The organism is Streptomyces sp. NPDC104313 (assembly GCF_055583985.1).
The window spans coordinates 171,301-197,312 of record NZ_JBVJMW010000007.1 but is presented as its reverse complement, the minus strand read 5'-3'; the positions used below and the strand labels follow the sequence as shown (position 1 = coordinate 197,312).

The 26,012-nt window shown below is 72.7% G+C and carries 24 protein-coding genes; 10 read left to right on the top strand and 14 right to left on the bottom strand.

Annotation, left to right across the window (positions count from 1 at the left end; translation table 11 throughout):
- Positions 1-13: 13 nt before the first annotated feature.
- Positions 14-988 (top strand): GlxA family transcriptional regulator, encoded by a 975-nt coding sequence (locus tag ACZ60Q_RS18745; protein WP_469635929.1) that lies wholly within the window; start codon positions 14-16, stop codon positions 986-988.
- A 75-nt stretch (positions 989-1,063) separates the two neighbouring features.
- Here the strand turns inward: ACZ60Q_RS18745 and ACZ60Q_RS18740 are convergent, their stop codons facing one another.
- Positions 1,064-1,741, bottom strand: a complete 678-nt coding sequence (locus ACZ60Q_RS18740) for a TetR/AcrR family transcriptional regulator (RefSeq protein WP_469635450.1) — start codon at positions 1,739-1,741, stop codon at positions 1,064-1,066.
- 166 nt (positions 1,742-1,907) lie between these two features.
- Between ACZ60Q_RS18740 and ACZ60Q_RS18735 the strand changes: the two genes are divergently transcribed.
- Positions 1,908-2,522: an SRPBCC family protein gene (locus tag ACZ60Q_RS18735; RefSeq protein WP_469635448.1), complete on the top strand. Its 615-nt coding sequence runs from the start codon at positions 1,908-1,910 to the stop codon at positions 2,520-2,522.
- Positions 2,523-2,560: 38 nt separating this feature from the next.
- Here ACZ60Q_RS18735 and ACZ60Q_RS18730 read toward each other — a convergent pair whose 3' ends face one another.
- The 3 genes from ACZ60Q_RS18730 to ACZ60Q_RS18720 all read right to left on the bottom strand — a co-directional run bounded on the left by ACZ60Q_RS18730 (position 2,561) and on the right by ACZ60Q_RS18720 (position 5,752).
- The gene (locus tag ACZ60Q_RS18730) at positions 2,561-3,610 is read right to left on the bottom strand and encodes a Zn-dependent alcohol dehydrogenase (protein ID WP_469635446.1); all 1,050 of its coding nucleotides are present in this window, start codon (positions 3,608-3,610) and stop codon (positions 2,561-2,563) included.
- The gene (locus ACZ60Q_RS18725; RefSeq protein ID WP_469635443.1) at positions 3,607-4,725 is read right to left on the bottom strand and encodes an acyl-CoA dehydrogenase family protein; all 1,119 of its coding nucleotides are present in this window, start codon (positions 4,723-4,725) and stop codon (positions 3,607-3,609) included. Before ACZ60Q_RS18725 ends, ACZ60Q_RS18730 begins: the two co-directional genes overlap by 4 nt.
- A gap of 94 nt (positions 4,726-4,819) precedes the next feature.
- Complete coding sequence (locus ACZ60Q_RS18720) at positions 4,820-5,752, bottom strand: SDR family oxidoreductase (protein WP_469635440.1); 933 nt, start codon at positions 5,750-5,752, stop codon at positions 4,820-4,822.
- A gap of 84 nt (positions 5,753-5,836) precedes the next feature.
- On the opposite strand from ACZ60Q_RS18720, the gene ACZ60Q_RS18715 reads away from it, so the two are divergent.
- A complete protein-coding gene (locus tag ACZ60Q_RS18715) occupies positions 5,837-6,763 on the top strand; it encodes a cyclase family protein (RefSeq protein ID WP_469635438.1) in 927 nt (308 codons plus the stop codon).
- A 53-nt stretch (positions 6,764-6,816) separates the two neighbouring features.
- Here ACZ60Q_RS18715 and ACZ60Q_RS18710 read toward each other — a convergent pair whose 3' ends face one another.
- The 4 genes from ACZ60Q_RS18710 to ACZ60Q_RS18695 all read right to left on the bottom strand — a co-directional run bounded on the left by ACZ60Q_RS18710 (position 6,817) and on the right by ACZ60Q_RS18695 (position 11,150).
- Complete coding sequence (locus tag ACZ60Q_RS18710) at positions 6,817-7,314, bottom strand: ATP-binding protein (RefSeq protein ID WP_469635435.1); 498 nt, start codon at positions 7,312-7,314, stop codon at positions 6,817-6,819.
- A gap of 407 nt (positions 7,315-7,721) precedes the next feature.
- The gene (locus tag ACZ60Q_RS18705; protein ID WP_469635433.1) at positions 7,722-8,783 is read right to left on the bottom strand and encodes an acyl-CoA dehydrogenase family protein; all 1,062 of its coding nucleotides are present in this window, start codon (positions 8,781-8,783) and stop codon (positions 7,722-7,724) included.
- Between the two features lie 7 nt (positions 8,784-8,790).
- Positions 8,791-9,945 carry an acyl-CoA dehydrogenase family protein gene (locus ACZ60Q_RS18700; RefSeq protein WP_469635430.1) on the bottom strand — a complete coding sequence of 385 codons (1,155 nt, stop codon included), beginning with the start codon at positions 9,943-9,945 and terminating at the stop codon, positions 8,791-8,793.
- A gap of 11 nt (positions 9,946-9,956) precedes the next feature.
- The gene (locus ACZ60Q_RS18695) at positions 9,957-11,150 is read right to left on the bottom strand and encodes an amidohydrolase family protein (RefSeq protein ID WP_469635428.1); all 1,194 of its coding nucleotides are present in this window, start codon (positions 11,148-11,150) and stop codon (positions 9,957-9,959) included.
- 181 nt (positions 11,151-11,331) lie between these two features.
- Between ACZ60Q_RS18695 and ACZ60Q_RS18690 the strand changes: the two genes are divergently transcribed.
- The gene (locus tag ACZ60Q_RS18690) at positions 11,332-12,903 is read left to right on the top strand and encodes a class I adenylate-forming enzyme family protein (protein ID WP_469635425.1); all 1,572 of its coding nucleotides are present in this window, start codon (positions 11,332-11,334) and stop codon (positions 12,901-12,903) included.
- Positions 12,904-12,951: 48 nt separating this feature from the next.
- On the opposite strand, the gene ACZ60Q_RS18685 is transcribed toward ACZ60Q_RS18690, so the two are convergent.
- Both ACZ60Q_RS18685 and ACZ60Q_RS18680 read right to left on the bottom strand, forming a co-directional pair.
- Positions 12,952-13,473 (bottom strand): EF-hand domain-containing protein, encoded by a 522-nt coding sequence (locus ACZ60Q_RS18685; RefSeq protein WP_469635422.1) that lies wholly within the window; start codon positions 13,471-13,473, stop codon positions 12,952-12,954.
- Between the two features lie 84 nt (positions 13,474-13,557).
- The gene (locus ACZ60Q_RS18680) at positions 13,558-13,932 is read right to left on the bottom strand and encodes an STAS domain-containing protein (RefSeq protein WP_007454150.1); all 375 of its coding nucleotides are present in this window, start codon (positions 13,930-13,932) and stop codon (positions 13,558-13,560) included.
- A 331-nt stretch (positions 13,933-14,263) separates the two neighbouring features.
- Between ACZ60Q_RS18680 and ACZ60Q_RS18675 the strand changes: the two genes are divergently transcribed.
- Both ACZ60Q_RS18675 and ACZ60Q_RS18670 read left to right on the top strand, forming a co-directional pair.
- Entirely contained in the window at positions 14,264-14,857 is a 594-nt protein-coding gene (locus tag ACZ60Q_RS18675) for a sigma-70 family RNA polymerase sigma factor (RefSeq protein ID WP_469635420.1), read from the top strand.
- A complete protein-coding gene (locus ACZ60Q_RS18670) occupies positions 14,854-16,275 on the top strand; it encodes a zf-HC2 domain-containing protein (RefSeq protein ID WP_469635418.1) in 1,422 nt (473 codons plus the stop codon). Before ACZ60Q_RS18675 ends, ACZ60Q_RS18670 begins: the two co-directional genes overlap by 4 nt.
- 23 nt (positions 16,276-16,298) lie before the next feature.
- Here the strand turns inward: ACZ60Q_RS18670 and purU are convergent, their stop codons facing one another.
- Together purU and ACZ60Q_RS18660 are read right to left on the bottom strand one after the other, a co-directional pair.
- On the bottom strand, positions 16,299-17,195 hold the full coding sequence (gene purU / locus ACZ60Q_RS18665; RefSeq protein WP_469635415.1) for a formyltetrahydrofolate deformylase: 897 nt from the start codon (positions 17,193-17,195) through the stop codon (positions 16,299-16,301).
- A gap of 29 nt (positions 17,196-17,224) precedes the next feature.
- Complete coding sequence (locus ACZ60Q_RS18660) at positions 17,225-17,671, bottom strand: SCO4402 family protein (protein WP_469635926.1); 447 nt, start codon at positions 17,669-17,671, stop codon at positions 17,225-17,227.
- A 174-nt stretch (positions 17,672-17,845) separates the two neighbouring features.
- Here ACZ60Q_RS18660 and ACZ60Q_RS18655 point away from each other — a divergent pair, with 174 nt between their 5' ends.
- A complete protein-coding gene (locus tag ACZ60Q_RS18655; protein WP_469635413.1) occupies positions 17,846-19,117 on the top strand; it encodes an ABC transporter substrate-binding protein in 1,272 nt (423 codons plus the stop codon).
- Between the two features lie 47 nt (positions 19,118-19,164).
- Here the strand turns inward: ACZ60Q_RS18655 and ACZ60Q_RS18650 are convergent, their stop codons facing one another.
- Together ACZ60Q_RS18650 and ACZ60Q_RS18645 are read right to left on the bottom strand one after the other, a co-directional pair.
- Entirely contained in the window at positions 19,165-20,796 is a 1,632-nt protein-coding gene (locus ACZ60Q_RS18650) for a hypothetical protein (RefSeq protein WP_469635410.1), read from the bottom strand.
- A gap of 187 nt (positions 20,797-20,983) precedes the next feature.
- Positions 20,984-22,366: a transcriptional regulator gene (locus tag ACZ60Q_RS18645; protein ID WP_469635407.1), complete on the bottom strand. Its 1,383-nt coding sequence runs from the start codon at positions 22,364-22,366 to the stop codon at positions 20,984-20,986.
- 290 nt (positions 22,367-22,656) lie between these two features.
- Between ACZ60Q_RS18645 and ACZ60Q_RS18640 the strand changes: the two genes are divergently transcribed.
- The 3 genes from ACZ60Q_RS18640 to ACZ60Q_RS18630 all read left to right on the top strand — a co-directional run bounded on the left by ACZ60Q_RS18640 (position 22,657) and on the right by ACZ60Q_RS18630 (position 25,986).
- Positions 22,657-23,343 (top strand): bifunctional DNA primase/polymerase, encoded by a 687-nt coding sequence (locus tag ACZ60Q_RS18640; RefSeq protein ID WP_469635923.1) that lies wholly within the window; start codon positions 22,657-22,659, stop codon positions 23,341-23,343.
- A gap of 148 nt (positions 23,344-23,491) precedes the next feature.
- Positions 23,492-24,352, top strand: coding sequence for an ABC transporter ATP-binding protein (locus ACZ60Q_RS18635; protein WP_469635403.1), 861 nt, complete (start codon positions 23,492-23,494; stop codon positions 24,350-24,352).
- A complete protein-coding gene (locus ACZ60Q_RS18630) occupies positions 24,349-25,986 on the top strand; it encodes a transporter (RefSeq protein ID WP_469635400.1) in 1,638 nt (545 codons plus the stop codon). The genes ACZ60Q_RS18635 and ACZ60Q_RS18630 overlap by 4 nt, the downstream gene beginning before the upstream one ends.
- Positions 25,987-26,012: the final 26 nt, after the last annotated feature.

Sequence of the window (26,012 nt, the reverse complement as noted above, 5' to 3'; positions counted from 1 at the left end):
CGAGGAGACCGCCGTGCCGCACCGCGTCGTCGTTCTGGCCCTCGACGGGCTGCTCCCCTTCGAACTGGGCATCCCGCAGCGGATCTTCGGCCGCACCCTCGGCGCGGAGACGGGCGGCAGGGGCGGAAAACTGTACGACGTGGTGACCTGCTCGGTCCGCCCGCCGGGCCCGGTCCGGACCGACGCGGACTTCTCGATCCTCGTGGAGCACGGTCCGGAGGCGCTCGCCACCGCCGACACGGTGGTGGTCCCCGCCTCCTACGGGCTGGGCCCGGTCTTCGAGGAGGGCCGGCTGACCGAGGAGCTGGCCGCCGCGCTCGCCCTGGTCCGGCCCGGCACCCGGATGGTCTCCATCTGCACCGGCGGTTACGTCCTGGCGGCGGCCGGGTATCTCGACGGCCGCCCCGCCACCACCCACTGGTCATCGGCCGACCACTTCCAGCGGACCTTTCCGCAGGTCCGCGTCGACCCGGACGTCCTGTTCACCGACGACGGCGACGTCCTCACCTCCGCCGGGGTCGCCGCCGGGATCGACCTCTGCCTGCACCTGGTGCGGCGCGACCACGGGACGGCCGTCGCGAACGAGATCGCCCGCCGCACGGTCGTGCCCCCGCACCGGGACGGCGGACAGGCCCAGTACATCCACCGCCCCGTCCTCGAGCCGCAGTTCGCGACCACGACCGGCGCCCGGACCTGGGCGCTGACCCGGCTCGACCGGCCGATCCTGCTGCGGGACATGGCGGAGCGGGAGGCGATGAGCGTACGGACGTTCACGCGCCGCTTCCGCGAGGAGGTCGGGATCAGCCCCGGCCAGTGGCTCACCCAGCAGCGGGTGGAGCGGGCCCGGCAGCTGCTGGAGTCGACGGACCTGCCCATCGACCAGGTGGCCCGGGACGCGGGCTTCGGCACGGCGACCTCGCTGCGCCAGCGCCTCCAGGCGGCGCTGGGCGTGCCGCCGACGGCCTACCGGCGTACGTTCCGATCCTAGGCGGACACCGCGCCCTGAGGCCCTCGCACCTCAACCACCTCTCGCGCCTCTCCCGCCCCTCGTGCCCCTACTGCCTCAGCGCCGGGACGCCTGCAGGCCTTCGATTTCGGCCTCGTAGAGCAGGGCGGGGTCGAAGGCCATGCCGGAGAAGTGACCGGCCAGCTCCAGGGACAGCACCCCGTGCAGCCGGGTCCAGAGGGTGAGGGCCCGGTGGAGCGCGACGGGCGGAGCCGGGTGGTCTCCGGCCCAGCCGCGGCGGTCGGCCAGGTGGGCGGCGAACGCGGTGGCGGGCGCGTCCGGTTCGAGGACCGCACAGGCGGTCAGCAGATCGGCCATGATCTCCGAGGAGATGCCGGTGATCTCCTCGGGCGCGTGGTAGCCGGGGACGGGGGTGCCGTAGATGAGGAAGTACCGGTGGGGGTCGGCCAGGGCCCAGTCCCGCAGGACGTGCGCGAGTCCGGCCGGGCCGGCGCCGGTGACGGCCGCCGCGTGGACGGCGTCGGCGAGGCTCCGGTACGCGTCCCGGATCAGCTCGGTGATCAGCTCGTCACGGCCGGCGAAGTAACGGTAGAGCGCGGGCCCGCTCACGCCCATCTGCTTGGCGATCGCGTTGAGGGAGAGCGCGGAGGCGCCCGCCTCGGCGATCTGCTTCCACGCGTGGTCCTTGATCTCCGTGCGCACCTGGGCGCGATAGCGCGCACGCGGGGTCGCCGCGTCGGCCTTCGCACCGGCTTTCGCGCCCGTCTCCGCCATATCCGCCACCACCTTCCCCGACCTCGGCTCCGACCTCGGCCCCGACGTCGGAGCTACCAGCTCAAAGTTTCGTTAGAAGGTATCACGAAGATGGTTGACCACTCACCCGATCATGCGTTACAACTTCTAACGAACGCAGAACCTTCTAGCTCCAGGGAGTCCCGCCATGACCCGTGCCCGTACCGTCGCCGCCCTGTTCACCGTCCCGCTGATCGTGGCCGGCGTCCTCGGCGCCGCCGCCGTGCCCGCCGGGGCGACGCCGCGCCCCGCGAAGCCCCTCACCTGCCGGGGCGAGGGCGTCGACTCCGGAGCCGAGGTCCGCGCCCGGACCGAGACCGTGATCGACGCCCCGCTGAGCACCGTCTGGAAGCTCCAGACCGACGTGGAGCGCTGGCCCGACTGGCAGACCCACGTCACGAGCATCGACCGCCTCGACCACGGGCCCTTCCGCCCGGGTTCGGCGTTCCGGTGGACGACCCCGATCCCGCCGAACCCGGCGACGCCCGCCACCAGCCTGGACATCACCTCCACCGTCGAGCAGTCGAAGCGCGGCTCCTGCATCCGCTGGACCGGCCCGGCGACCGGCGAGGGCCTGCACATCGACGGCGTACACGTCTGGACCTTCACCCAGGTCGCGGGCGGCGTCCTCGTCCGCACCGAGGAGACCCACACCGGGGAGCAGGTCGAGGCGAACGTCCCCTACGCGACCGGAATCCTCAAGCAGGGTCTCGAGGCGTGGCTCGGCGAGCTGAAGACCGCCGCCGAGGCCCGGGGGTGCTGAAGACCGCCGCCGGGGCCCGGGGACGCTGAACCGGTGGATCAGAAGACCAGGACCCCCCGGGCCACCCGCCCGTGGTGCGCGTCGTCGGCCGCCTTGGCGAAGTCCTCCACCGGGTACGTCTCGGTGACCAGTTCGTCCAGCAGCAGCCGGCCCTCCCGGTAGAGGTCCGCGTACAGGGCGATGTCGCGCTGCGGCCGCGAGGAGCCGTAACGGCAGCCGAGGATCGACTTGTCCAGGTACATCGAGGAGACCAGGAACGACGCCTCGGCGCTCGCCGCCGGCACGCCCAGCAGCACGGCCTGCCCGTGCCGGTCGAGGAGGTCGATCGCCTGGCGGATCAGCTCGGTGCGGCCGACGCACTCGAAGGCGTGGTCGGCCCCGTCGGGCAGGATGTCGCGCACGCCCTCCGCGCTCGTCAGGAAGTGCGTGGCGCCGAACTGCCGGGCCACCGCCTCCTTCGCCGGGTTGCTGTCGACGGCGACGACGGTGAGCGCGCCGGCCAGCCGGGCCCCCTGGAGCACGTTGAGGCCGATGCCGCCGGTGCCGATGACCACGACGGTGTCGCCCCGGTCGACCTTCGCCCGGTTGAGGACGGCCCCGACGCCGGTCAGGACCCCGCAGCCGATCAGGGCGGCCGAGGTGAGGGGCAGGCCGTCCGGGATCTTCACCGCCTGGACGGCCCGCACCACCGTACGTTCCGCGAAAGCGGAGTTGGAGGCGAACTGGAACAGCGGCTTCCCGCCCCGCGAGAACGGTCGCCCCGGCCGCCCGATGGCCTTGCGGCACATGGTCGGCCTCCCCCGGTCGCACTGGGCGCAGGCCCCGCAGTTGGCGAGGGTGGAGAGCGCGACATGGTCACCGGGCCGTACGTGGCCGACGCCGGGTCCGACCGCCTCGACGACGCCCGCACCCTCGTGGCCGAGCACGACGGGGACCGGGAAGGGGATCGTGCCGTCGATCACCGACAGATCGCTGTGGCAGAGTCCGGCGGCGGCGACCGCCACCAGCACCTCCCCGGGGCCGGGGTCCCGTATCTCCAGGTCGTCCACGACCTCGGTCCTTGTGCCGTCGAAGACGACGCCTCTCATCTCGGCTCCCTCGGTAGGCCGAGCACCCGCTCGGCGATGATGTTCCGCTGGATCTCGTCGGAGCCGCCGTAGATGGTGTCGGCCCGGCTGAAGAGGAACAGGTGCTGTGCGTCGTCGAGTTCGTACGGTCGCCGCTCCGACCAGGGCTCGGGCCCGACGGCCCCCGCCTCGCCCGCGACCTGCACGGCCAGTTCCCCGAGCCGCTGGTGCCAGCCGCCCCACAGCAGCTTCGCCACGCTGGGCGCGCCCGGGTCGCCGGTGGAACCCAGGGTGCGCAGGGCGTGTCGGCGCATGGTGTCCAGCTCCGCCCACTGCCGGACGAGCCGGGCCCTGATGACCGGGTCCTCGGCGGCCCCGCTCGCCACGGCGGCGGCGAGGACCCGGTCCAACTCCCTTGCGAACCCGATCTGCTGGGCGAGGGTGGACACCCCCCGCTCCAGGGCGAGGAGCCCCATGGCGACCTGCCAGCCGTTGCCCTCGCCCCCGACGGCCTCGGCGGCCCGCGCCCCGTCGAGGAAGACCTCGTTGAACTCGCTGGTCCCGGTCAGCTGCCGGATCGGCCGTACCTCGATCCGGCCGGGCTGGTCCATCTCCACCAGCAGGAACGACAGCCCGTGGTGGCGGGTGGATCCGGGGTCGGTGCGGGCGAGGACGAAGCACCAGTCGGCGTCCAGGGCGAGCGAGGTCCAGATCTTCTGCCCGGTCACGGCGTACCCGCCGGTCCCGTCCGGCACGGCGGCGGTGCGCACCCCGGCGAGGTCGGAGCCCGCGCCCGGTTCGCTGTACCCCTGGCACCACAGCGTCTCGCCCCGGGCGACGGGGGGCAGATGGCGTTGCTTCTGCTCCTCGGTGCCGTACGTGATCAGGGTCGGGGCGAGGAGGTTCTCACCGATGTGGCCGATCCGGGCGGGGGCGCCGGAGCGGGCGTACTCCTCGGCCCAGACGACCTGTTGGGTGAGGGTGGCGGGGCGGTTGCCGTAGCTCTCGTCGTCCTCGCCGGGCCAGCCGATCCCGATCCACCCCGCCTTCCCCAGTTCGCGTTCCCACGCGCGGGGGTCGGGGTCGGGGGTGAGGTGGCTCTCCAGCCACCTGCGTGCACGGGTACGGAAGTCCATATGTGCCTCCAGGAAGTAGGCCCCTCCGGCGATGGAGGAGCGGGGTCCGGGGCGGCGGCCCCGGGGGCCTGCTCCCAGCCCCCTCCCCCGCTCCTCAATCGCGGGAGGGGCTGGATACGTTCGGCCGGTCGCCCGACCTCGCCGCCGCCGCCATCTCCTCCAGCCGCGCCAGCATCGGCATCGGGTCCGCCCCCACCGTCCCGGGCAGGAAGTCCGCGATCCGTTCCGGGGTCCAGGGCCCCTCCCCGTACGCCGCCCGCAGCTCCCTCGGCTGGGCCCAGACCGCGATCTTCGGGCCCGCGATCGTGTACACCTGACCGGTGATCCGCTCCGCCCGCGCCCGCTCGCTGAGCAGGTAGACCACCAGGGCCGCCACGTCCTCCGGCTCCCCGATCTCCTTCAGCTCCATCGGCACCCCGGCCGACATCCGGGTCCGGGCGACGGGCGCCACCGCGTTCGCCGTGACGCCGTACCTGTGCAGGCCCAGCGCCGCGCTGCGCACCAGCGAGATGATCCCGCCCTTCGCCGCGCTGTAGTTGGCCTGGGAGACGCTGCCCTGGTGGTTACCGCTGGTGAAGCCGATCAGCGTGCCCCCGCCCTCCTGCTTCCGCATCACCGCCGAGGCGGCCCGGAAGACCGTGAACGTGCCCTTGAGGTGGGTGGCGAGGACCGGGTCCCACTCCTCCTCGGACATGTTGAACAGCATCCGCTCACGGAGGATCCCGGCCACGCAGACCACCCCGTCGAGCCGGCCGTACTCCGCCAGCGCGGTGTCCACGATCCGCTGCCCGCCCGCCATCGTGGAGATGTCGTCGGCGACCGCGACCGCCTCGCCGCCCGCCGCCTCGATCTCCTTGACGACGGACCGGGCGATCTCGCTGGTCGGTTCGGAGCCCTCGACGGAGACGCCGTAGTCGTTGACGACGATCCGCGCCCCCTCCCCCGCCGCGGCGAGCGCGACCGCCCTCCCGATGCCCCGGCCGGCCCCTGTCACGGCGACCACCCTGCCTGCCAAGAAGTTCCCCATGCCCGGCCCCTTCCCGCGGTTTCTGACGGACCGTTAGATTTTACGGGCAGTCAGATGCTCCGGCACAAGACCCAGGAGGTCCCCATGTCCCTGCCGGCCGAGTTCCACGAGATCGCGAAGCGCGTGAACAACTGGGGCCGCTGGGGCGGGGCCGACGAGATCGGGACGCTCAACCTGATCACCGGCGCCGTCGTGCGGGAAGCCGTCGCAGCCGTCCTCACCGGCCGCCGGATACCGCTCGCGCTGCCGCTCCAGCAGGACGGGGTACAGAGCGGGCTCATCCCGGGCCGGATCAATCCGCTGCACACGATGGTCCAGATCAACCAGGAGATCTTCGGCCCCGGCACGGTCGCCACCAGCGACGACGCCGTCACGATGGGGCTCCAGGCCTCGACCCACTGGGACGCCCTCACCCATGTCTCGCACAGCGGGAAGATCTACAACGGCCGCCCGGCGGACACGATCACCGCCCACGGCGGGGCCCGGTTCTCCTCGATCGCCACCGTGCGGCACCTCGTCTCGCGCGGGGTGCTGCTGGACGTGGCCCGCGCCCGGGGGGTGGACCGACTGCCCGGCGATCACGCCGTGACGCCCCAGGACCTGGCCGCGGCGGAGGACTTCGGGGGCGTACGCGTACGGGCCGGGGACATCGTGCTCGTACGGACCGGGCAGGTGCGCCTCGCGCTGGCCGGGGACCGGCAGGCGTACGGCTATCCGTCGCCCGGGCTTTCGGTGCGCACGCCCGAGTGGTTCCACGCCCGGGATGTCGCGGCGGTCGCCAACGACACCCTGACCTTCGAGATCTTCCCGCCGGAGATCGAGGACCTGTGGATGCCGGTGCACGCGCTGCACCTGGTCGAGATGGGCATGCTGCAGGGCCAGAACTGGAACCTCGAGGCACTGTCCGAGGCCTGCGCGGAGGAGGGCCGGCATGCCTTCCTGCTCACCGCGTCGCCGGAGCCGTTCGCCGGGGCCACCGGCTCGCCGGTGGCCCCGGTGGCGATCCTGTGAACGGTTCCCGGGAAAGGGCCGCGAAAGGGCCGGGAAAGGCGAAGAGGCCGGGCTCAGGCCAGGTTGGTGAAGAGGCAGGAAGGCGGTTCGCGCACCTCGCCGCCCTGGCCGACGATCAAGGGCGTCTCCGACGGCCGCACCGGGCCGCCCCGGTCGACCTCGCACCAGATCTGCTTCCCGGCGCCCTCCGGCAGCCAGCCCCAGCGGTCCGCGAGACCGTCCACCAGCTCCAGGCCCCGGCCACCCGTGTCGTCGCCCTCCGCGTGCCGCTGGAGCGGCGGGCGGTCACTGGCGTCCGCGACCTCGACCCGGACGGTCCCGGCCGCGCCGGACGCCCCGGCCCCGCCGAAGAGCATCCGCAGCACAGCGGGGCAGCCCGTGTGGACGACGGCGTTGGTGACCAGCTCCGAGATCAGCAGGATGAGCGTCTCGGCGAGCGGCTCGTCATCCCCTATCCCGGAACCGACCAGACGCGACCGCGCCCACCTACGGGCCCGCCCCACCTCCGCGGGATCCGGACCGACCTCCAGCTGAACCTGAAGCACCTGCACCGCTCACACCATCCGAACCGGCGGACACATCGCCTCGCGCCTCCTCAGGGTCACGGACCGTGATTCCCTTACGCGAAAGCATGGTTGACGTACAGTCACCGCAACAAGCGCTTCGGGCATATTCCAGCGCGAAGGAGTAGGCGTGGTGCATACTGCGCGACGCACGCTGCGGGGAGTCGAACAGGAGCGCGCAGAGACCGCGAGAAACGCTCTTCGGGCAGGCCCGGCACATCTCCGGCGAGAGCCCTCGCCCCGGACCGGGGCCGCCGCACAGGCCGCCCCCGGATCGCCCGGTTCCAGAACCACTCGCATGCCACGGAGCGTACCCGAGCCGGACACCGACTCCGCCCGGTGACCAATCACACAGAGGACACAAGCCGGTATCGGCATCGTCCGGCTGCGCCGCGTCACCCTCCGCCCGCTGCTTCCCGGCCCACTCCGGCGGGCCCCGCCGAACTGCCGGGACGCGGCCCCGCGGCGCCCAGAGCGGCGGCCAGGAGCTCCTGGGCCCCGGCGCCGCCGAGCCGGGCCGCGGACCGGAGCCAGGCCCGTTTCAGGTGGAGGTGAACATCTGCCTCCCAGGTGAAGCCCATCCCGCCGTGGATCTGGAGGCAGTCGCGCGCGTTGCGTACGGCCGCCTCGTCGGCGAGCAGTTTGGCCGCCGCGATCTCCACCGGGTCGCCGGTCACGGCCGCCGCGTACACGGCGGCGCGGGCCGGTTCGGTGCGGGCGAGCATGTCGGCGCAGAGATGTTTGACCGCCTGGAACGACCCGATGGGCGATCCGAACTGCTGGCGCTCCCCGGCGTGTTGAACGGCCGTCTCGGTGGTCCGGGCGGCGCTGCCGAGCTGCTCGGCGGCGATGAGCAGCGCCCCTTCGCAGCGGATCCGCTCCGCGTGCGCCGTAGTGCGCTCCGTAACCGCCGGCGCACCCACCGCCCTCGCACCCACCGCCCCTGCCCCCGCCGACGCACCCACCGCTCCCGTCGCCGCCGTCCGGTGCAACGGTGTGAGCGGGTCCATCGACCGTACGGGCCGGGCGTCGGCGACGAAGGCGCGCAGCGGCTCCCCGACGAGGGCGTCGGCGCCCACCAGCACCGCGTCCGCCTCCGCCAGGTGGGCCACCGGCAGCTCCCCGTCCACGGCCGTCACCACCGCCTCGCCCTCGGCGGCCCCCTGCACCAGGCCCGCCGCGAGGTGGGTGGCGACCAGGGGGCCCGGCAGCAGCGCCCGGCCCGCCTCCTCGAAGAGCAGCACCGCCTCGGGCAGCCCGAGGCCCACCCCGCCCGCCTCCTCCGGCAGCCGGAGCGCGAAGAAGCCGGCCGCGCCCAGCTCCCGCCAGAGGAGGCGGTCCAGGGTCCCGCCCCGCTCCACCGCCGCCCGCAGCCGGTCCCGGTCGAACACCGCGTCGAGCAGGTCGCGCATACCGGACCGCAGGGCCCGCTGGTCGTCCGAGAGCTGGAAGTCCACGGTGGCCTCAGCGCCCCTTCGGCAGGCCGAGGATGCGCTCGGCGACGATGTCCCGCTGGATCTGGGAGGTGCCCGCGGCGATCGTGTACGAGAGGGACGAGAGCCGGTCCAGGACCCATTCCCGGTCGGCGTCGAACGCGTCGGCCCCCAGCACTTCCGCCGCCGCCTCGTACAGCTCCTGGCGGGCGCCGGAGTAGCGCAGCTTGAAGACCGACCCACCGGTGCCGGGGACCCCGCCGGTACGTTGCGACTCGGCGACGTTCCACTGGGTGAGCCGCCACAGGGCCAGGAACTCGGCGTTGAGCCGTCCCAGCCGCCGGCGCAGCACCGCGTCGTCCCACCGCCCGTTGCGCCGGGCCTCGTCGGCGAGCGCGTCCAGGGTGCGACGACAGGCGACGACCTCGCCGACGAAGGCCGTACCGCGTTCGAAGGAGAGGGTGACCATGGTGACCCGCCAGCCGTCGTTCTCGGCCCCGACCCGGTTGCGTACCGGCACCCGGACCTCGTCGAGGAACATCTCGGCGAACTCCGTGGACCCGGCGAGCGTCCGCAGCGGCCGGACCGTGACGCCGGGGGCGTCCATCGGCATCGCGAGCCAGCTGATCCCCTGGTGTTTCGGCGCGTCCGGGTCGGTACGCACCAGCAGTTCGCACCAGTCGGCGACCTCGGCGTGCGAGGTCCAGATCTTGGCTCCGCTGACCACGTAGGCGTCACCGTCGCGGACGGCCCGGGTGCGCAGGGCGGCCAGGTCGGAGCCCGCGTCCGGCTCGCTGAACCCCTGGCACCAGACCTCCTCGCCGCGCAGCATCGGGGGCAGCCAGCGGGCCCGCTGTTCGGCGGTGCCCTCGGCGGCGACGGTCGGCCCGGCGTGCAGCAGTCCGACGAAGTTCGCCCCGACGTAGGGGGCGCCGGCCTTCTCCGTCTCCTCCAGGTAGATCAGGTGCTGGGTCGGGGTCGCGCCCCGCCCGCCCGCGTCCTTCGGCCAGTGCAGGCCCGCGTACCCGGCGTCGTACAGCATCCGCTGCCAGGTGGTGTCGTACGCCCGGCGCGCGGGCCAGTCGTCGGGCGAGGGCTTCGGGGGCAGGCCGGGGAGCACGCCGGCCAGCCACTCCCGCAGCCGCCGCCGGAACTCCTCCTCGGCGTCCGTGTAGGTGAGATCCACGTCCGGGCCGCCTACTTGTCCAGGTCCAGGCCGAGCATCCGGATCGCGTTTCCGCGCATCAGTTTGTAGACGGTCTCCTCGTCCAGTCCCTTGACGTGGTCGAGGGCGACCTCCTTGGTGTGCGGGAAGGTCGAGTCCACATGCGGGTAGTCGGTCTCGAAGGTGGCGTTGTCGCGTCCGACGACGTCCAGGGCGGAGATGCCGTGCTTGTCGCGGAAGAAGCAGCAGAACATCTGTCGGTAGTAGTACATGGACGGCGGCTCGGGGATCAGATCGCGCACCCCGCCCCAGGCCCGGTGCTCCTCCCAGACGTCGTCGGCACGTTCCAGGGCGTACGGGATCCACCCCATCTGGCCCTCGCTGTAGGCCAGTTTCAGCTTCGGGAACCTCACCAGCACCCCGCTGAAGAGGAAGTCCATCATCGAGGCCATCGCGTTGTTGAAGGAGAGCGAGGCCTGCACGGCCGGCGGCGCGTCCGGGGACGCGGCGGGCATCTGGGAGCTGGAGCCGATGTGCATGTTGACGACCGTGCCGGTCTCCTGGCAGACCGCGAAGAACGGGTCCCAGTAGCCGGTGTGGATGGACGGCAGCCCGAGGTGGGTGGGGATCTCGGAGAAGGTGACCGCGCGGACGCCCCGCGCCGCGTTCCGCCTGATCTCCGCGACCGCGAGGTCGATGTCCCAGAGCGGGATGACACAGAGCGGGATCAGCCGGCCGCCGCTGTCACCGCACCACTCCTCGACCATCCAGTCGTTGTAGGCGCGCACACAGGCGAGGGCGACCTCCTTGTCGTGCGCCTCGGCGAAGGTCTGCCCGCAGAAGCGCGGGAAGGTCGGGAAGCAGAGGGAGGCCTCGACGTGGTTGAGGTCCATGTCCTTGAGGCGTTCGGCCGGGTCCCAGCAGCCGGGCCGCATCTCGGCGCGGGTGATGCCCTCCAGGGTCATGTCGTCGCGGTCGAAGCCGACGGCGGCGATGTTCCGCTTGTACGGGAACTTCAGGTCCTCGTAGATCCACCAGTCGGTGGGCGGCCCGTCCGGGTCCATCGTGATGACGTACTTCCCGCCCGTGTACGCCAGCTCCCCGATGCCGGCGGTGAGCGGCTGTGGCCCGCGCTCGCGGTACTTCGCGGGCAGCCAGGTGGAGAAGAGGTGCGCGGGCTCGATCACATGGTCGTCGACGCTGACGATCCGAGGCAGTTCCGTCATGGTGTCTCCCCTCCGGGGCACCCGGCACGGTCCCGGGTGCGGGCGGTCTCCGACAGTTTTCTGATGACCCGTCAGATTCTTGTGCGGCACTCAGGCTAGCCCCGCACCCCTGGACCGACAAGGCGCGGAGCCCTACGCTCTCCGCATCACCTGACTGTCCGTCAGTTCGGAGGGGACCGCTGTGACCGCCGTGAACGACGTGACCGCATCCGCCCACGCCCTGGGCGCCTCCCACACCTTCTGGGAGCTGATCGAACGCCGCGCCGCCCTCACCCCCCACCACCCGGTCCTGCTCCAGGAGGACCGGAGCCTGACCTTCGGCGAGCTGCGGGACCGCGCCGAACGGGTCGCCGCCGGGCTGTACGGGATGGGCGTGCGGGCGGGCAGCGTGGTGGCCTGGCAACTGCCGACCCGGCTGGAGAGCGCCGTGCTCTCCTTCGCCCTGACCCGGCTCGGGGCCGTGCAGAGCCCGGTCATCCCCTTCTACCGGGACCGCGAGGTACGGTTCGCGCTGCGCGAGTCGGGGGCCAGGTTCTTCGCCGTGCCGGGCGTGTGGCGCGGGTTCGACCACACGGCGATGGCCGAGCGGATCGCCGGGGAACTCACCGACCCGCCGCAGGTCTTCGAGGCGTACGACGCCCTCCCCGACGGCGACCCGTCCGTGCTGCCGCCCCCGCCGGGGCCGTCGTCCGGCACGGAGGTCCGCTGGATCTACTGGACCTCCGGCACCACCTCCGACCCCAAGGGGGTCCTGCACACCGACCGTTCCCTGATCGCGGGCGGCTCCTGCCTCGCCCACGCCCTGAAGCTCTCGGCGGACGACGTGGGCTCGATGGCGTTCCCGTACGCCCATGTCGCCGGGCCCGACTACACGGTGATGCTCCTGCTGTACGGGTTCCCCGCGGTGATGTTCGAGCAGTTCGCGCTGCCGGACGCGCTGGCGGAGTACCGGCGGCACGGAGTGACCGTGGCGGGCGGGTCGACGGCCTTCTACGCGATGTTCCTGGCCGAGCAGCGCAAGGACCCGGACCGCCCCCTCATCCCGTCCCTCCGCCTCCTCGCGGGCGGCGGCGCGCCGAAACCGCCGGAGGTCTATCACGCGGTGGTCCGGGAGATGGGGGTCCGGCTCACCCACGGCTACGGCATGACCGAGGTCCCGATGATCACCATGGGCGCCCCGGACGACACCCCCGACCACCTGGCCCTGACCGAGGGCCGGCCGCCGCGGGGGATGGAGATCCGGATCACCGACGAACGGGGCGAGCCGCTCCCGTACGGCGTCGAGGGCGAGGTGCGGCTGCGCGGGGAGGCGGTCTGCCGGGGATATCTGGACGCCGGGGCCTCCGCCGCGGCCTTCGACGCCGAGGGGTTCCTGATCACCGGGGACCTCGGCCGGCTCCAGGAGAGCGGACACCTCACGCTCACCGGCCGGCTGAAGGACATCATCATCCGCAAGGGCGAGAACATCTCCGCCAAGGAGATCGAGGACCTGCTCCACACGCACCCCGCCGTCGCCGACGCCGCGGTCATCGGACTGCCCGACCCGGAGCGCGGCGAACGCGTCTGCGCGGTGATCGAACAGCCGCCGGGGGCGGCCCCGCCGACCCTGGCCCAGCTCACCGACCACCTCCGCGCCGAGGGCCTGTCCACGCACAAGCTGCCGGAGCGGTTGGAGGTACTGGACGAACTGCCCCGCAACGAGACGCTGCGCAAGGTGCTCAAGTACCAGCTGCGGGAGCGGTTCGGCGGGTGAGGCGGGTGTTACGGGGACGGCGCGCCGCCCCCGTAACACCCGGGATTGCTACGCGTCCGGCTCGATCACCGTGAAGTACACGGCCAACGCCGCCACCACATCGCTCTCCGCCACCCGCCCGTCCCGGTCCGCGTCCAGGCTCTGGGCCGCGACGCTCGCGATCTCGGCGCTGGCCCCGAGGACCCGGAGCGCCCGCTCCACGTCCGCCACCGCCGCCCTGCCACCGTTCCCGCTGTCCGCGACCGCGATGACCGCCCGCAGGAACGGCCGGGCGATCTCGGCGAACCGCCCGGGATTGTCCCGGAGCCGCTTCACCGCCCCGCCCACGAACTCCTCACGGGTGACCCGCTGGTCCCCGTCCACATCGGCGATCCCCGCCATGCCCTGCCAGAAGGCCTCGGCACCGGTGTAGAGCGCCTGGCCCTTGTCGCAGCGGGCCGTCGTACCGAACTCGGTGAGCAGACGGGCCGCTGCGGCGTTGAAATCGGCACGATCGATATAGCCGTTGCCGTCCTGGTCGAAGGCGGCGAAGCGGTGCGCGATCTTTCGCTCGTACTCTGCGCTGTCCATGCGGGGAGCGTACGACGCCGGGAGCGCCCACGTGTCACCGAGCCGCGCCTCCTGTGTGACAACCTCGCATCGGAGGCAGCCGCTTCAGGCGCTCAGCGGCCTGCACTCCTCGTCGGTGGCGGACCGCGCGTCGGGGTAGACGTCGAACAGCCGGCGCACCCCGAGCGCCCCGAGCACCTTGTTGACGTGCGAGCCGTCCTCCGCGCCCCGGGCCGGGAGAATCAGCCGCAGCCGGCCGCCGCAGGACTTCATCAGCCGGCGCGAGGCGATCAGCACACCCACGCCGCTGGAGTCGCAGAAGAACACCTCGGACAGATCGAGCACCACATCGTGCTGCCCCTCCGCCACCGCCTCGTGGACGGACTGGCGCACGACGGGCGAGGTCACCAGATCGAGTTCGCCGCTCATGCGCAGCACGGTCCAGGAGCCCTGCTCCGCCTCGTCCACCTTCAGCGTCACGCGACTGGACCTCTCGTTCCGGGGCTCCCGGCAATCCGGGAGTTTCCGTTCCTCCTCGCGGCTGCCCAACCGCACCCCCATGAAACACCGACGCGCCGACCGACGCACAGGAGATTTCCGGTGGAAAGGAGCACTTCGGACCGTTTCCGCTGCTCAGAGCGGACGGGAAGGTATTCGGGCCGAAAATCGACTACCGTTGTCGGCCACGCACCGCGGGAAGAGAGTTGCGGCAAAGGCGCGTGCACCGCCCGTCCGGCGGACTACATTCGGTCCTCACGGGCACAGGATGGATCACGGAGCCGGGTGGACAGGGCCGGGGACTGGGGGGTTCATGGCGAAGGAGACAGCACCCCGCTGGGACCGCAGGATGCAGCAGAGGCTGGCCCGCGGCGAGGCGGCGGCGCTCGGCGAGCTCTACGACCGGTTCGCGGCCCTCGTCCACAGCCAGGCGCACCGGATGCTCGACGACGAGGACGCGGCCGACCTGGTGACCCGCGAGGTCTTCTCCCAGGCCTGGGAGAACCCCGAGGCGTACGACCCGAAGCAGGGCTCGATGCGCTCCTGGGTGGCCCACCTCACGCACCGCCGGTCCGTCCAGCGGCTGCGCCGCGCGGCGGCCTCCTCGTACGCGGCGGAGCACGGGGAGGGCACGGCGCCCGACCCGGAGGAGCTGGAGCGGCGGGTGCGCAGCGCCACGGCCGCCGCCCGCGCCGACTACATCGTCTCCTCGATGCCCGCGCCGCTGCGGCAGGCCCTGAAGCTGGCGTACATCCACCGCCGGGACTACCGGCAGACCGCCGCCGACCTCGGGGTCACCGAGGACGAGGCGCGCCGCCGGCTCCGGCTGGGGCTCCAACTGCTCTCCACGGCGAACGTCCGCCCGCTCGAAGGGGCCTCGCCACCAGGTTACGGACGGGTCCGGTGAGCGGCGACGGACGCGAGAGCGAGGGAGGCGAGGAGGAGGTGCGCGGCGCCCGCCGGATACCGGGACCGCGCGGGGCGGCGGACGACCTCGACCTGGAGTCCCTGCCGCGGCCTCTCCGGCCGCCGCGCGGATCGGCCGCCCCCGACGAGTCCGTACCGGAGCAGTCCGTACCGGAGTTGTCCGTACCGGAGTTGTCCGTACTGGAGTTGTCCGAGCCGGCGGCTGAGTCTGTGGCTGAGTCTGTGGCCGGGCAGGGGTCCGAGTCGACGGCCGCCCCGGAACAGTCCGCCCCGGAGCCGCTCATGACCTCCGCCCCGGACCTACCCCACCGGGTCCTCAAGGCCCTCCTCGGCGCCTGGGCACTGTCCGCCTGTTCGGCCGAGGAGACCTTCGCCGTGGAGGACCACCTCACCGGGTGCGCCCCGTGTGCGGACGAGGCGCTGCGGCTGCGGAACGCGGTGGGGCTGCTGCACACCGACGGCTCCCTGGACCTCGACCCGACGCTCCGGTCCCGGGTGATGGACGGCTGCCTGGGCCGCCGCCCGGCCCGGATCCCGGTGCCGGAGTGGGCCGCCCCGTACGACGCCGAGACCGCCCGGCTCGACGCGCTGCTCCGCGACATCGGGGACTCCGAGTGGCACGCGCCGGTGCGCCTTCAGTGGTTCGAGGAGGAGCGCGAGGTCAGCCGCAGGACCACGGTCGCCGGCGTGATCGGCCACCTGCTGGCGGTCGACGGGCTGCTGTCCGCCGCGTTCGGCCTCGACGACCCGCTCGGCGGCGGCGAGACACCGCTGGACCCCACCGAGCGCACCGAGACGTACTGGTCGGCTGCGCGCCGGCCGCCCACCCGGGCCGTCCACGAGCCTTGGCGGTCCCAGAGCCACGAGTTGATCCGTACGGCGTCCTTCGCGGGGCAAAACCTCGCCGAGGCCACCGTCTCCTACGGGGCCTTCGCCCTGCCGCTCCAGGACGCGGCTCTGGACCGCGCCTTCGAGTGCTGGGTGCACGGCGGGGACATCGCCGACGCCGTCGACTACCCGTACCAGACCCCGTCGGCGGCCCATCTGCACCGGATGATCGATCTGGCGGCCCGGATGCTGCCGGCCGCCGTGGCGGGACGCCGCCGCGCCGGACTGGCCGGACCCGCGAAGGACCTCGTCGCGGCCGGTGCGCCGGGCCGCTCGGTCCATCTGGAGATCGAGGGCCACGGCGGGGGCGACTGGTACATCGCGTTGGACTCGTCGGCCGCCCTCGGCTCGCCCGAGCGCGCGGTGGCGCAGGTGGCCCTGGACGGGGTCGAGTTCTGCCGGCTCGTCGCGGGCCGCATCTCGCCGGTGGAAGCGGCGGCGGGCCAGGAGGGCGACCGCGAGGCCATCCGCGACGTGCTGTTCGCGACGGCCTCGCTCAGCCGGCTGTAGAGCCTGTCGAGAGGCGCCGGGCGCTACGCGAAGATCACCGTACGGCGGCCGTTGAGCAGGATGCGCCGCTCCGCGTGCCACTTCACCGCGCGCGCCAGTGCCTGGCACTCCACGTCCCGGCCGATGGCGACCAGTTGGTCCGGCGTCACGTCGTGACCGACGCGCTCGACCTCCTGCTCGATGATCGGGCCCTCGTCCAGGTCGGCGGTGACGTAGTGCGCGGTCGCGCCGATCAGTTTCACCCCGCGCGCATGCGCCTGGTGGTAGGGCTTGGCGCCCTTGAAGCTCGGCAGGAACGAGTGGTGGATGTTGATGATCCGGCCGCTCAGCTGCTTGCACAGGTCATCCGAGAGGACCTGCATGTAGCGGGCCAGGACGACCAGCTCCACGTCCTCCTCGCGGACCAGCTCCAGCAGTCGCGCCTCGGCCTGCGCCTTGTTGTCCTTCGTCACCGGGAGGTGCCGGAAGGGGACGCCGTACGAGGCGACCAGCTCGGCGAAGTCCGTGTGGTTGGAGACGACCGCCGCGATCTCGACCGGCAGCGCTCCGGTACGGGAACGGAACAGCAGATCGTTGAGGCAGTGGCCGAACCTGCTGACCATCAGCACGATCCGCATGCGCTCCGCGGACCGGTGGATCTGCCACTCCATCCGGAAGGCCTCCCCGATCGCGGCGAAGCTGGCGCGCAGCTTGTCCACCGTCACGGTGGCGTCCGCCGAGAAGTGGACGCGCATGAAGAACAGGCCCGTGTCGTGGTCCCCGAACTGCTGACTGTCCTCGATGTTGCAGCCGGTCATGAAGAGATAGCTCGACACGGCGTGCACGATGCCCTGTTTGTCGGGGCAGGAGAGCGTGAGGACGTACTGCTCGGTCGCGGCGGCGTCCGAGGCGGCGGAGGGGGCGGGCTGCGGCGCGGTCATCCCCGTAGGGTGCCACACCCGCCCCGGCCTCAGGCCGCTCTGGTCATGATGCGGATGACGTCCAGCGAGCGCGGCGGTATGTCCGGATCCTCCGCGTCGTTGGTGGCGAGCATCACATGGGCCTCGCGGGCCGCCCGGACGGCCTCGGGCCAGCCGTGGTGCTCCAGATAGGCGGAGACGGGGGCGTCCGCGCCGACCTGGTGCATGATCCGCAGCACCCGCAGGGCGGCGGCGTCCACCGCGGCGGACTCGGCCGAGTCCCTGAATATGGTGCCGACGTACTTCTCGGCGGACCAGTTGTCGAGCCAGGTGTCCTCGACCAGGCGGTACACGGCGTCGGTGACGTCCCCGTACCCTTCCCGGCCGGTGAGCCAGCACTCGTGGTGGAAGACGGGGTCGGAGAGCATGTGCAGCGCCGAGCGCACGTTGGCGCGCCAGCGCCACCACGGCATGTCAGTGAGCGGCATGCCGCCCATGGTGGAGGAGCGACGGCCGCGACGGGAAGAGTTCTCCGAACCTTGCTGCACGGTGCTCGATCGTACGTTCCTTCACCGCACCCCCGCACGGGCCCCCGTAATTCACCCGGACGTCACCGTGCGTTGAGAACAGCACACCGCGCCGTTACCCAGGGCCCGGAAGGGTCCAGGTCCATGACCGGACGGCGACGCCCCACCTTTCCCCGCCCCTTCCCGGGCGTCATCAGCGCGGCGGCGGCGGGGGCGGTGCTGCTGTCCGGCTGCGGTGTGCTCCCCGGGGCCTCGGGGGGATCCGGGGAGCCCGTCACCGTGATGACCTGGGCGCCCGACCGGTCGGAGGACATCAACGCGGTGAAGATGGCCGGGGTGCCCGCGATGGCGCGGACGTACGCCCGCTGGGTCAACGACACCGGCGGCATCGACGGGCGCGAGCTGAGAGTGGTCGTCTGCGACGAGTCCGACACCGCGCTCGGCGCCGAGAGGTGCGCACGGGAGGCCGTCGAGAAGAAGGTGGCGGCCGTCGTCGGCTCGTACAGCCGCCACGGACAGAGCTTCATGCCGGCGCTGGAGGCCGGCGGCGTCCCGTACATCGGCGGCTACGGTGCCTCCACCGAGGAGTTCAGCAGCTATCTCTCGTACCCCGTCAACGGCGGCCAGCCGGCGCTGCTGGCCGGCCATGGACAGCAGTTGGGCCGCGGCTGCGATCGGGTCTCGCTGGTGCGGCCCGACTCGATCGGCGGCGACGGCATGCCGCCGCTCCTCAACAACGGGCTGACGGCCGCCGGCCGGCCCGCCGCCACCGACATCCTGGCCCCGCTGGACGCCACGTCCTACGACGAGCAGGCCGCGCAGGCGCTGGAGCGGTCCGACGGCGGCTGTGTGACGGCGGTGCTCGGCACCCGCACCGAGACGTTCTTCGACTCCTTCCGCCGCCTGGAGCCGGACGGCGAGCAGGTCAGGATCTCCTCCGTGCTGGGCAGCGTCAGCCAGCCGCTCATCGACCGCACGGGTGGCCCGAACAGCCCCTTCGAGGGCGCCTATGTCACCGGCTGGTACCCGGACGGGAGCAACGCGCGCTGGAAGGAGATGCGCGAGGTGATCGGGAAGTACGCCTTCGGGGACAACCGCGTCGACCCGGACGACACGGCCGTGCAGACGACGTGGATCGCGTACACGGCGTTGCGGGCGGTCGTCCGGGCGATCGACGACGAGGAGGTCACATCGGGCCGGGTCGTGGCAGCCCTCAACCGGGGCGTCGAGGTCGACACCGGCGGCCTGACCCCGACGCTCCGCTGGCGCTTCGAGGACCTGGTCGGCACGTTGAGCTACCCGCGCATCGTCAACACGAAGGTGACGTTCCACGTGGTCCGCGAGGGCCGGCTCACCGCCCAGAAGAAGGGCTTCGTGGACGTCTCGGACACCCTGACGGATGCCCCGCGCAGCTAAGGCCCTTCCCCTCCTCCGGCCCGGGCCGGACCAGACCGGGCCGGGGCTCAGAGCTCGGTGAATCCGTGCTTGGTGAGGCCGTGCTTCTCCGCGATCGTGTTCCAGAGCTTGGACGCCTCGCGTTTGGCCTGGGTGGCCACCCCGCTCTGCTGGTTGCCCTTGGCCGTCTCGCTCGTCGACCGGGCCTGGCCGCCCTTGCAGACGGTCTTGTTCTTCTTGGCCTGCCGCGCCCAGTTCGCGTAATGCTCGTCGGCCGCCTCCGAGGCCTTCCACGCCCGGTTCAGCGAGGCGGTCAGCTCCGCGTTCCGCGGGAGCTTGTCCACGGTCAGTCCTTCGAGCCGGGTCACCAGGTCGCGGCGCTGCTGGGCCGCGCCCTTGAGGTCGGTGTTCGCCCGGTCCAGGTCCTTGCAGGACTTGATCTTCTCGACCGCGCCGATCACCGCGGCCCGGCTGTCGTTGCTGTCGGCCAGCAGCTTGTCCAGCGCCTCGGCCTGCGGCTTCGCCGGGTCGGCCGCCGCCTTGGCGGTGGGCTCCGTGACCGGTGAACTCTGCGAGGCGACCGGCTGCTTGTCGTCCTCACCGGAATCGTCGCCGCCGCTCAGCAGCGCGCCCGCGCCGAGTCCGATGACGGCGCAGCCCACGACGACCGCGGCGATCAGCGGAACATGCGCGGACCTCCGGCGCGGGGCATCGCCGCCCTGCCGCGGGACCGCCCCGTCCTGCTCCGCGCGGCTCTGGAAGCCCTGGGGAGCGGACTGGTGGCCCCCGGGCGCCTGCGGCGGCAACTGGCCACCCTGGGGCTGCCCCTGGGGCTGCTGGGCCTGGTGGGGCTGGTAGCCCTGCTGCTGATACGGGGACGGGGGCTGCTGCTGGTACGCCGACGGGGGCTGCTGCCCCGCGTCGAACTGCGGCATCTGCTGCGTGGCGCCCGCCGGTTGCTCGGAACGGAACAGGTTGTCGAACTCCGCGGGCGGCTGCCGGTCCCCCGGCGCGCCCGGCCTGATCCCGTACGGGGCCCCTCCGGGCACCGGGGGTATGTACTGGGTCGCGTCGGCGTCCCCGCCGCCCTGCGCGGGCCCCACGGGGCCGGGACCTCCCGGGACGGGCGCGATGTACTGCGTGGCGTCCGCGTCACCGCCCGAAGCCCCCTGACCGCCCCCGGGGCCCTGAGCGCCCGGCCCTGCCTCCGGCGGCAGCGGCTGTGCGTACGGCTGGGACTGGGGCTGGGACTGGGGCGGCTGAGGCTGCTGTTGCGGCTGCTGCTGTTGGTACTGCTGCTGATACGCACCGGGTTGCAGAGACTGCGGTTGGGGCTGAGGCGGCTGCGGCGGCGGGTAGGAGCCGGGCTGCTGAGGCTGCTGGTACGCGCCGGACTGCTGATACGCCCCGGGCTGCTGGTACGCCTCCGGGCCCGGCGACTGCCGCGCGGGCGGCAGCGGCTGCGCCGGCGGGTAGCCGTAGCCCCCCTGCGGCTGCTGTTGCGGTCCCGGCGGCCCCCACTGCCCGCCCCACGGCTGACCGCCCGCGGGCGCCGCCTGTTCGCCCTGCTGCCCGCCCTGCCCGGCCTCGGGCGCCCCGGGGGTCCAGGGGGCTCCGCCGTCGGCAGGCAGCACGACACCCTCGTGCGCGGGTCGTGCGGCGGGGAGCTGGTGCTCGCCGCCCTGTCCGCTCTGCGTCACCAGGACTCCTACGTGTGAACCTACGGAACCGTCGGCTCACGCTATCGGGTGGTCACCCGCCTCCGCCAAGCGCGTGGTGCCCCTCACGACCCCTTCACAGGGCCGGTAACATCCCACCGCCCCGCGACGCTGTTAACGGCCGGACCGCCGCGCCCACGGCCCGGACCGCATCGGTGACCACATGTCCTCAGGCCGCCTGGAGCTCCAGCCGCTCGCCGAACTCCCGCACCGCGGGCTCCTGGCCGTAGGGCGTGAGCCGCTGCTGGAGATCGTCGAGGTATTCGGCGCCCCGGCTGGAGCGCACCGTCGAGAGCAGCTCCATCGCCCGGGTCCCCGTGTGGCACGCCCGCTCCACCTCCCGCTGCTGCACCTGGGCCGAGGCCAGCAGCACCAGTGCGATGCCCCGGCGCCGGGCCCGGGTCTCCGGCAGCGCGGCCAGCGCCTCCTTCGCCCGCCGGGCCGCCTGCTCCGGCTGCCCCAGGTCCCGGTGGCAGTGGGCCAGTTCGTCCGCGAGGTAGCCCGCGTCGAAGTGCGCGATCCAGACCGGGTCGTCGCCGGAGTCCGGGCCGGCCTGCTCCAGCGCCGCGACCGCCCGCTCCGCCACCGCGTGGCAGGTCTTGGCGTCCCCGAGCAGCGCGTGCCCCCGGGCCTCCGCCGCGTAGAACATCGCCTGGGCGCGGGGGGTCACCTGCCCCCGGGCCCCTTCCTGCGCGGCACGGGCCAGTTGGGCGATCTCGCGGGGGTTGCCGAGCTGGGCGGCGAGATGGCTCATCGACGCGGCGAGCACATAGCCGCCGTACGCCCGGTCGCCCGCCGCCTGTGCGAGCCGCAGCGCCTGGATGTAGTAGCGCTGGGCGAGGCCGGGCTGGCCGGTGTCGACCGCCATGTAGCCACCGAGCTCGGCGAGCCGGGCCACCGCGCCGAACAGCTGCCGCCCCACCTGTTCGCGGTACGCCCCCGAAAGCAGCCCGGAGACCACGCTGTTGAGGTAGTGCACGAGCACCGGCCGCACATGGCCGCTGCCGAAGCGGTGGTCGAGGTCGGTCAGCGCGGCGGTCATCGCCCGCACCGCCCCGACGTCGGACATCCCGACCCGGGCCCCCGCCGTCCGCTCGACCTGTGCGTCCGGGCCCGAGATCAGCCAGTCCCGGCTCGGCTCGACCAGCGCGGACGCGGCGACCGCCGACCCGCTGAGCAGATCGCGGCGGCCCACGTCGCTGCGCCACAGCTCGCAGACCTGCTCGACGGCCCCGGCGACGGTCGGCGCGTACTGGAGGCCGACGCCGGAGGCCAGGTTCTTGCCGTTGGCCATGCCGATCTCGTCGATCGTGACCGTACGGCCGAGCTTGCGGCCCAGCGCCTCGGCGATGATCCCCGGGGCCCGGCCCCGGGGCTGCTGCCCACGCAGCCAACGGGCCACGGAGGTCTTGTCGTACCGCAGATCGAGACCCCGCTCGGCCCCGACCATGTTCACGCGGCGCGCGAGGCCCGCGTTGGAACAGGCGGCTTCCTGGATGAGCGTCTGGAGCCGTTCGTTGGGCTGGCGGGCTACGAGAGGCCTTGCAGCCATATGTCCCCCTGAAATATCGGTTATGTGCAGCGATCAGTGGAAGGGATCACTGCCCGTCACATACTCAAGAAATGCGCATATTCCATCGGCATTCGGTACGGGCATGGCGCGTTGCACCGTCGGGGCGGTCCGGGAGCGGCCCTGGGTGGCGGTCCTGGAGGTGGTTACCCGCCCTTCGGTGCGACGCCTCACGCGCGCCCCCGCTCGTGCACCGATGCGCCCCGCGTGCAGGGCCGATGCGCCGGGCACCGGTTCAGGGGAGGCCGTAACCCCAGGTGATGACCGGAGTTGTGCTGGGCGTGGAAGAGCCCATCGGAGTCACGGAAGCCGCACAGGTACCTCAGCAGCGGGGCGAGCAGCTGCTCGACGCCGCGGTCCGGTATGCGGAAGAACGCCATTGGGACGTGTTCCCCGGCACCTGGCTGGAGGCGGTGGGCGGCGGTGAGCGGTGTTCGTGCGGCGACGCCGGCTGCGCCCTGCCCGGGGCCCACGCGGACCGCCCCGACTGGGCGGGCCAGGCGACCGGCAGCGGGGCCGCCGCCCGGCGCATGTGGAGCAGGCAGCCCCGCGCCTCGGTCCTGCTGCCGACCGGCCGGTCCTTCGACGCGCTGGAGGTCCCGGAGTCCGCGGGGTTCCTGGCGGTGGCCCGGATGGAGCGAATGGACCTGACGCTGGGCCCGGTCACCTGCACGCCCGACCGCCGGATGCTGTTCTTCGTGCTGCCGGGCGCCGCCGCCAAGACCTCGGAGCTGGCGCGCGGGCTCGGCTGGGACGCCGAGGCGATCGACCTGACCGGCCGCGGCGAGGGCCACTATGTCGCCGCCCCGCCCACCCGGGTCGGCGCCCGGGGGGCCGTGCAGTGGGCCCGGAAGCCCACCCATGCCAACCGCTGGCTGCCCGATGTGGACGAGCTGATCAGCCCGCTGGCGTACGCCTGCGCACGGGAGGCGGCCGACGCCCGTACGCGCGTTCCGTAGCGCGCCCCGTACCCGCGTTCCGTACCCGTACCCGCGTTCCGCGGCGCCCGTACGCACCTTCCGCAGGGACCCGGACGGCGTCTCCCGGGGTCCGGTCAGGCCTTTCGTAGAGTGGCCCCTATCTATGGGGATATCGAAAGGCTGTGCCATGCCGGACCGGGCAGACCCACATACAGAGACCGACTCAGAGACCGACACGGAGACAGTCGCGGAGACAGTCGCGGCGGGCGGTGCGCGGGAGACGCGGTCCGCCGTCCGCGTACAGGGGCTGTGGAAGCGGTTCGGGGATCAGGTCGCCGTCGCGGGGATCGATCTGGAGCTGCCCGCGGGGAAGTTCATCGGCCTGGTGGGGCCCAACGGGGCGGGCAAGACGACCACGCTCTCGATGGTCACCGGGCTGCTGAGGCCCGACATGGGGAAGATCGAGGTCGCGGGCCACGACGTGTGGACGGACCCGGTCGAGGTGAAGTCCCGGATCGGGGTGCTGCCGGAGGGGCTACGGCTGTTCGAGCGGCTCTCGGGTCGTGAACTGCTCGCCTACAACGGGCGGTTGCGCGGACTGCCAGGGGGCGAGGTGGACAAGCGCGCCACTCAGCTGCTGGACGTGCTGGATCTCGCCGGCTCGCAGCACAAGCTGGTCGTGGACTACTCGACCGGCATGCGGAAGAAGATCGGGCTCGCGGCGGCCCTGCTCCACAACCCCGAAGTGCTCTTCCTCGACGAACCGTTCGAGGGCGTCGACCCGGTCTCGGCGCAGACCATCCGGGGTGTGCTGGAGCGCTACACCCGGTCCGGGGCGACCGTGGTCTTCTCCAGCCATGTGATGGAGCTGGTCGAGTCGCTGTGCGACTGGGTCGCCGTGATGGCGGCCGGCCGGATCAAGGCGCAGGGCACCCTGGCCGAGGTGCGCGGCGACGCCCCCTCGCTACAGAGCGCCTTCCTCGAACTGGTCGGCGCGGGCGGCCGGGAAGCCGGCGACTCCCTCGACTGGCTGGGCGGCTCCCGATGAGCGTGCTGGACGCCCCGGTCACCGCAGCCGCCCCGGCGGCGCCGACGACGGGACTGACCCCGATCTTCGTCCGGCTCAAGCTGACGCTCCTGCGCAACGGGCTGCGGCAGTCCTCCGGGCGCAGGGCGGTGTTCGTCGTCTCCCTGGTCTTCACCCTGCTGCTCGCCGCGGGTCAGGTGCTCGGCCTGGTGCTGCTGCGCGGCGAGCAGCACGCGGTCACCGTCGTGGTGCTGCTCACGGGTGTCGTGGCGCTCGGCTGGGCGGTGCTGCCGCTGTTCTTCCCCAGCGGTGACGACACCCTCGACCCGACCCGGCTGGTGATGCTGCCGCTGCGGCCCGAGCCGCTGGTCCGGGCCCTGCTGGTGTCCTCGATGATCGGCATAGGCCCGCTGTTCACCCTGTGCCTGGTGGTCGGTTCGGTCCTCGCGCTGGCGCACGGGGCGGCGGGCGTGGTGTTCGCGGTGGTCGCGGTCCCGCTGACGATGCTGCTCTGCGTGGCCGTGTCCCGGGCGGTGGCCACGGCCAACGTCCGGCTGCTGAACTCCCGCAGGGGACGCGACCTCGCGGTGCTCAGCGGGCTGGTGATCGCGGTGGGCATCCAGTTCGTCAACTTCGGCGCGCAGCGGCTCGGCCGGGCGGGCGGGCTCTCCACGCTGGACCCGGCGGCGGACGTGGTGCGCTGGCTGCCCGGCGCCTCCGCCGTGGCGTCGGTGGACGCGGCCTCGGACGGTTCGTACGGGGTCGCCGTCGCCCAGCTCCTGATCACGGTGGCTGCCCTGGCGGCGCTGATGTGGATGTGGCAGCGGAGCCTGGTGAGGCTGATGACCTCGCCGGACGGTTCGACCCTGGCGGCGGCGGAGCCGGCCCGTAAGGAGTCCGGCCGGGGCGGTCTGTCGGCGCTGCTGCCGGAGGGCCGCACCGCGACGGTGATACAGCGCGGCCTGCGGTACGTGGCCCGGGACCCGAAGACCAAGGCGGCCTGGGTGACGGCGCTGGCGGTCGGGGCGATGGTGCCGCTGCTCAACGCGGTCCAGGGCACCGGCTCGGTCTACTTCGCGTGCTTCGCCGCCGGGATGCTCGGCATGCAGATGTACAACCAGTTCGGCCAGGACACCTCGGCCTTCTGGATGGTGGCGCTGTCGATCTCCTCGCCCCGGGACGCGTACGTCGAACTGCGGGCGCGGGCGCTGGTCCTGCTGCTGCTCACCCTGCCGTTCACGCTGCTCGTCTGTGCGGTGACGGCGGCGGTGATCGGTGACTGGCGGTCGCTGCCGGGGGCGCTCGGCCTGTCGTTCGCGCTGCTGGGCTCGATGGTGGCGACGGGCGCGGTGGCCTCGGCGCTGTTCCCGTACTCGATTCCGCAGGAGGGCGCGTTCAAGAACGTGGTGCCGGGGCAGGGCGGTCTGGCCTGGATCTCGATCCTCGGCGGCATGCTGGCCGCCGCGCTGCTGGCCGCGCCGGTGATCGTGCCGATCATCTGGATGCACGTCACGGACCGGCACGACGTGCTGTGGCTCCTGGTGCCGGGCGGGCTCGTGTACGGGGCGCTCGTCGGGTGGGCGGGGCTGCGGGTCGCCGCGCGGCGCACGGCGGACCGGCTGCCGGAGATCCTGGCGGCGGTCAGCAAGGGCTGAGCCCCACTCCCCTGCCCTGCGGCCTT

Bases quoted from the DNA above. Each gene is read 5' to 3' on its own strand.
- ACZ60Q_RS18715 (WP_469635438.1), top strand. From the start codon at position 5,837: ATGTCCCTGCCGGCCGAGTTCCACGAGATCGCGAAGCGCGTGAACAAC.
- ACZ60Q_RS18740 (WP_469635450.1), bottom strand. From the start codon at position 1,741: ATGGCGGAGACGGGCGCGAAAGCCGGTGCGAAGGCCGACGCGGCGACC.
- ACZ60Q_RS18735 (WP_469635448.1), top strand. From the start codon at position 1,908: ATGACCCGTGCCCGTACCGTCGCCGCCCTGTTCACCGTCCCGCTGATC.
- ACZ60Q_RS18730 (WP_469635446.1), bottom strand. From the start codon at position 3,610: ATGAGAGGCGTCGTCTTCGACGGCACAAGGACCGAGGTCGTGGACGAC.
- ACZ60Q_RS18695 (WP_469635428.1), bottom strand. From the start codon at position 11,150: ATGACGGAACTGCCTCGGATCGTCAGCGTCGACGACCATGTGATCGAG.
- ACZ60Q_RS18685 (WP_469635422.1), bottom strand. From the start codon at position 13,473: ATGGACAGCGCAGAGTACGAGCGAAAGATCGCGCACCGCTTCGCCGCC.
- ACZ60Q_RS18645 (WP_469635407.1), bottom strand. From the start codon at position 22,366: ATGGCTGCAAGGCCTCTCGTAGCCCGCCAGCCCAACGAACGGCTCCAG.
- purU (WP_469635415.1), bottom strand. From the start codon at position 17,195: ATGACCGCGCCGCAGCCCGCCCCCTCCGCCGCCTCGGACGCCGCCGCG.
- ACZ60Q_RS18720 (WP_469635440.1), bottom strand. From the start codon at position 5,752: ATGGGGAACTTCTTGGCAGGCAGGGTGGTCGCCGTGACAGGGGCCGGC.
- ACZ60Q_RS18630 (WP_469635400.1), top strand. From the start codon at position 24,349: ATGAGCGTGCTGGACGCCCCGGTCACCGCAGCCGCCCCGGCGGCGCCG.
- ACZ60Q_RS18655 (WP_469635413.1), top strand. From the start codon at position 17,846: ATGACCGGACGGCGACGCCCCACCTTTCCCCGCCCCTTCCCGGGCGTC.
- ACZ60Q_RS18725 (WP_469635443.1), bottom strand. From the start codon at position 4,725: ATGGACTTCCGTACCCGTGCACGCAGGTGGCTGGAGAGCCACCTCACC.
- ACZ60Q_RS18635 (WP_469635403.1), top strand. From the start codon at position 23,492: ATGCCGGACCGGGCAGACCCACATACAGAGACCGACTCAGAGACCGAC.
- ACZ60Q_RS18660 (WP_469635926.1), bottom strand. From the start codon at position 17,671: ATGGGCGGCATGCCGCTCACTGACATGCCGTGGTGGCGCTGGCGCGCC.
- ACZ60Q_RS18675 (WP_469635420.1), top strand. From the start codon at position 14,264: ATGGCGAAGGAGACAGCACCCCGCTGGGACCGCAGGATGCAGCAGAGG.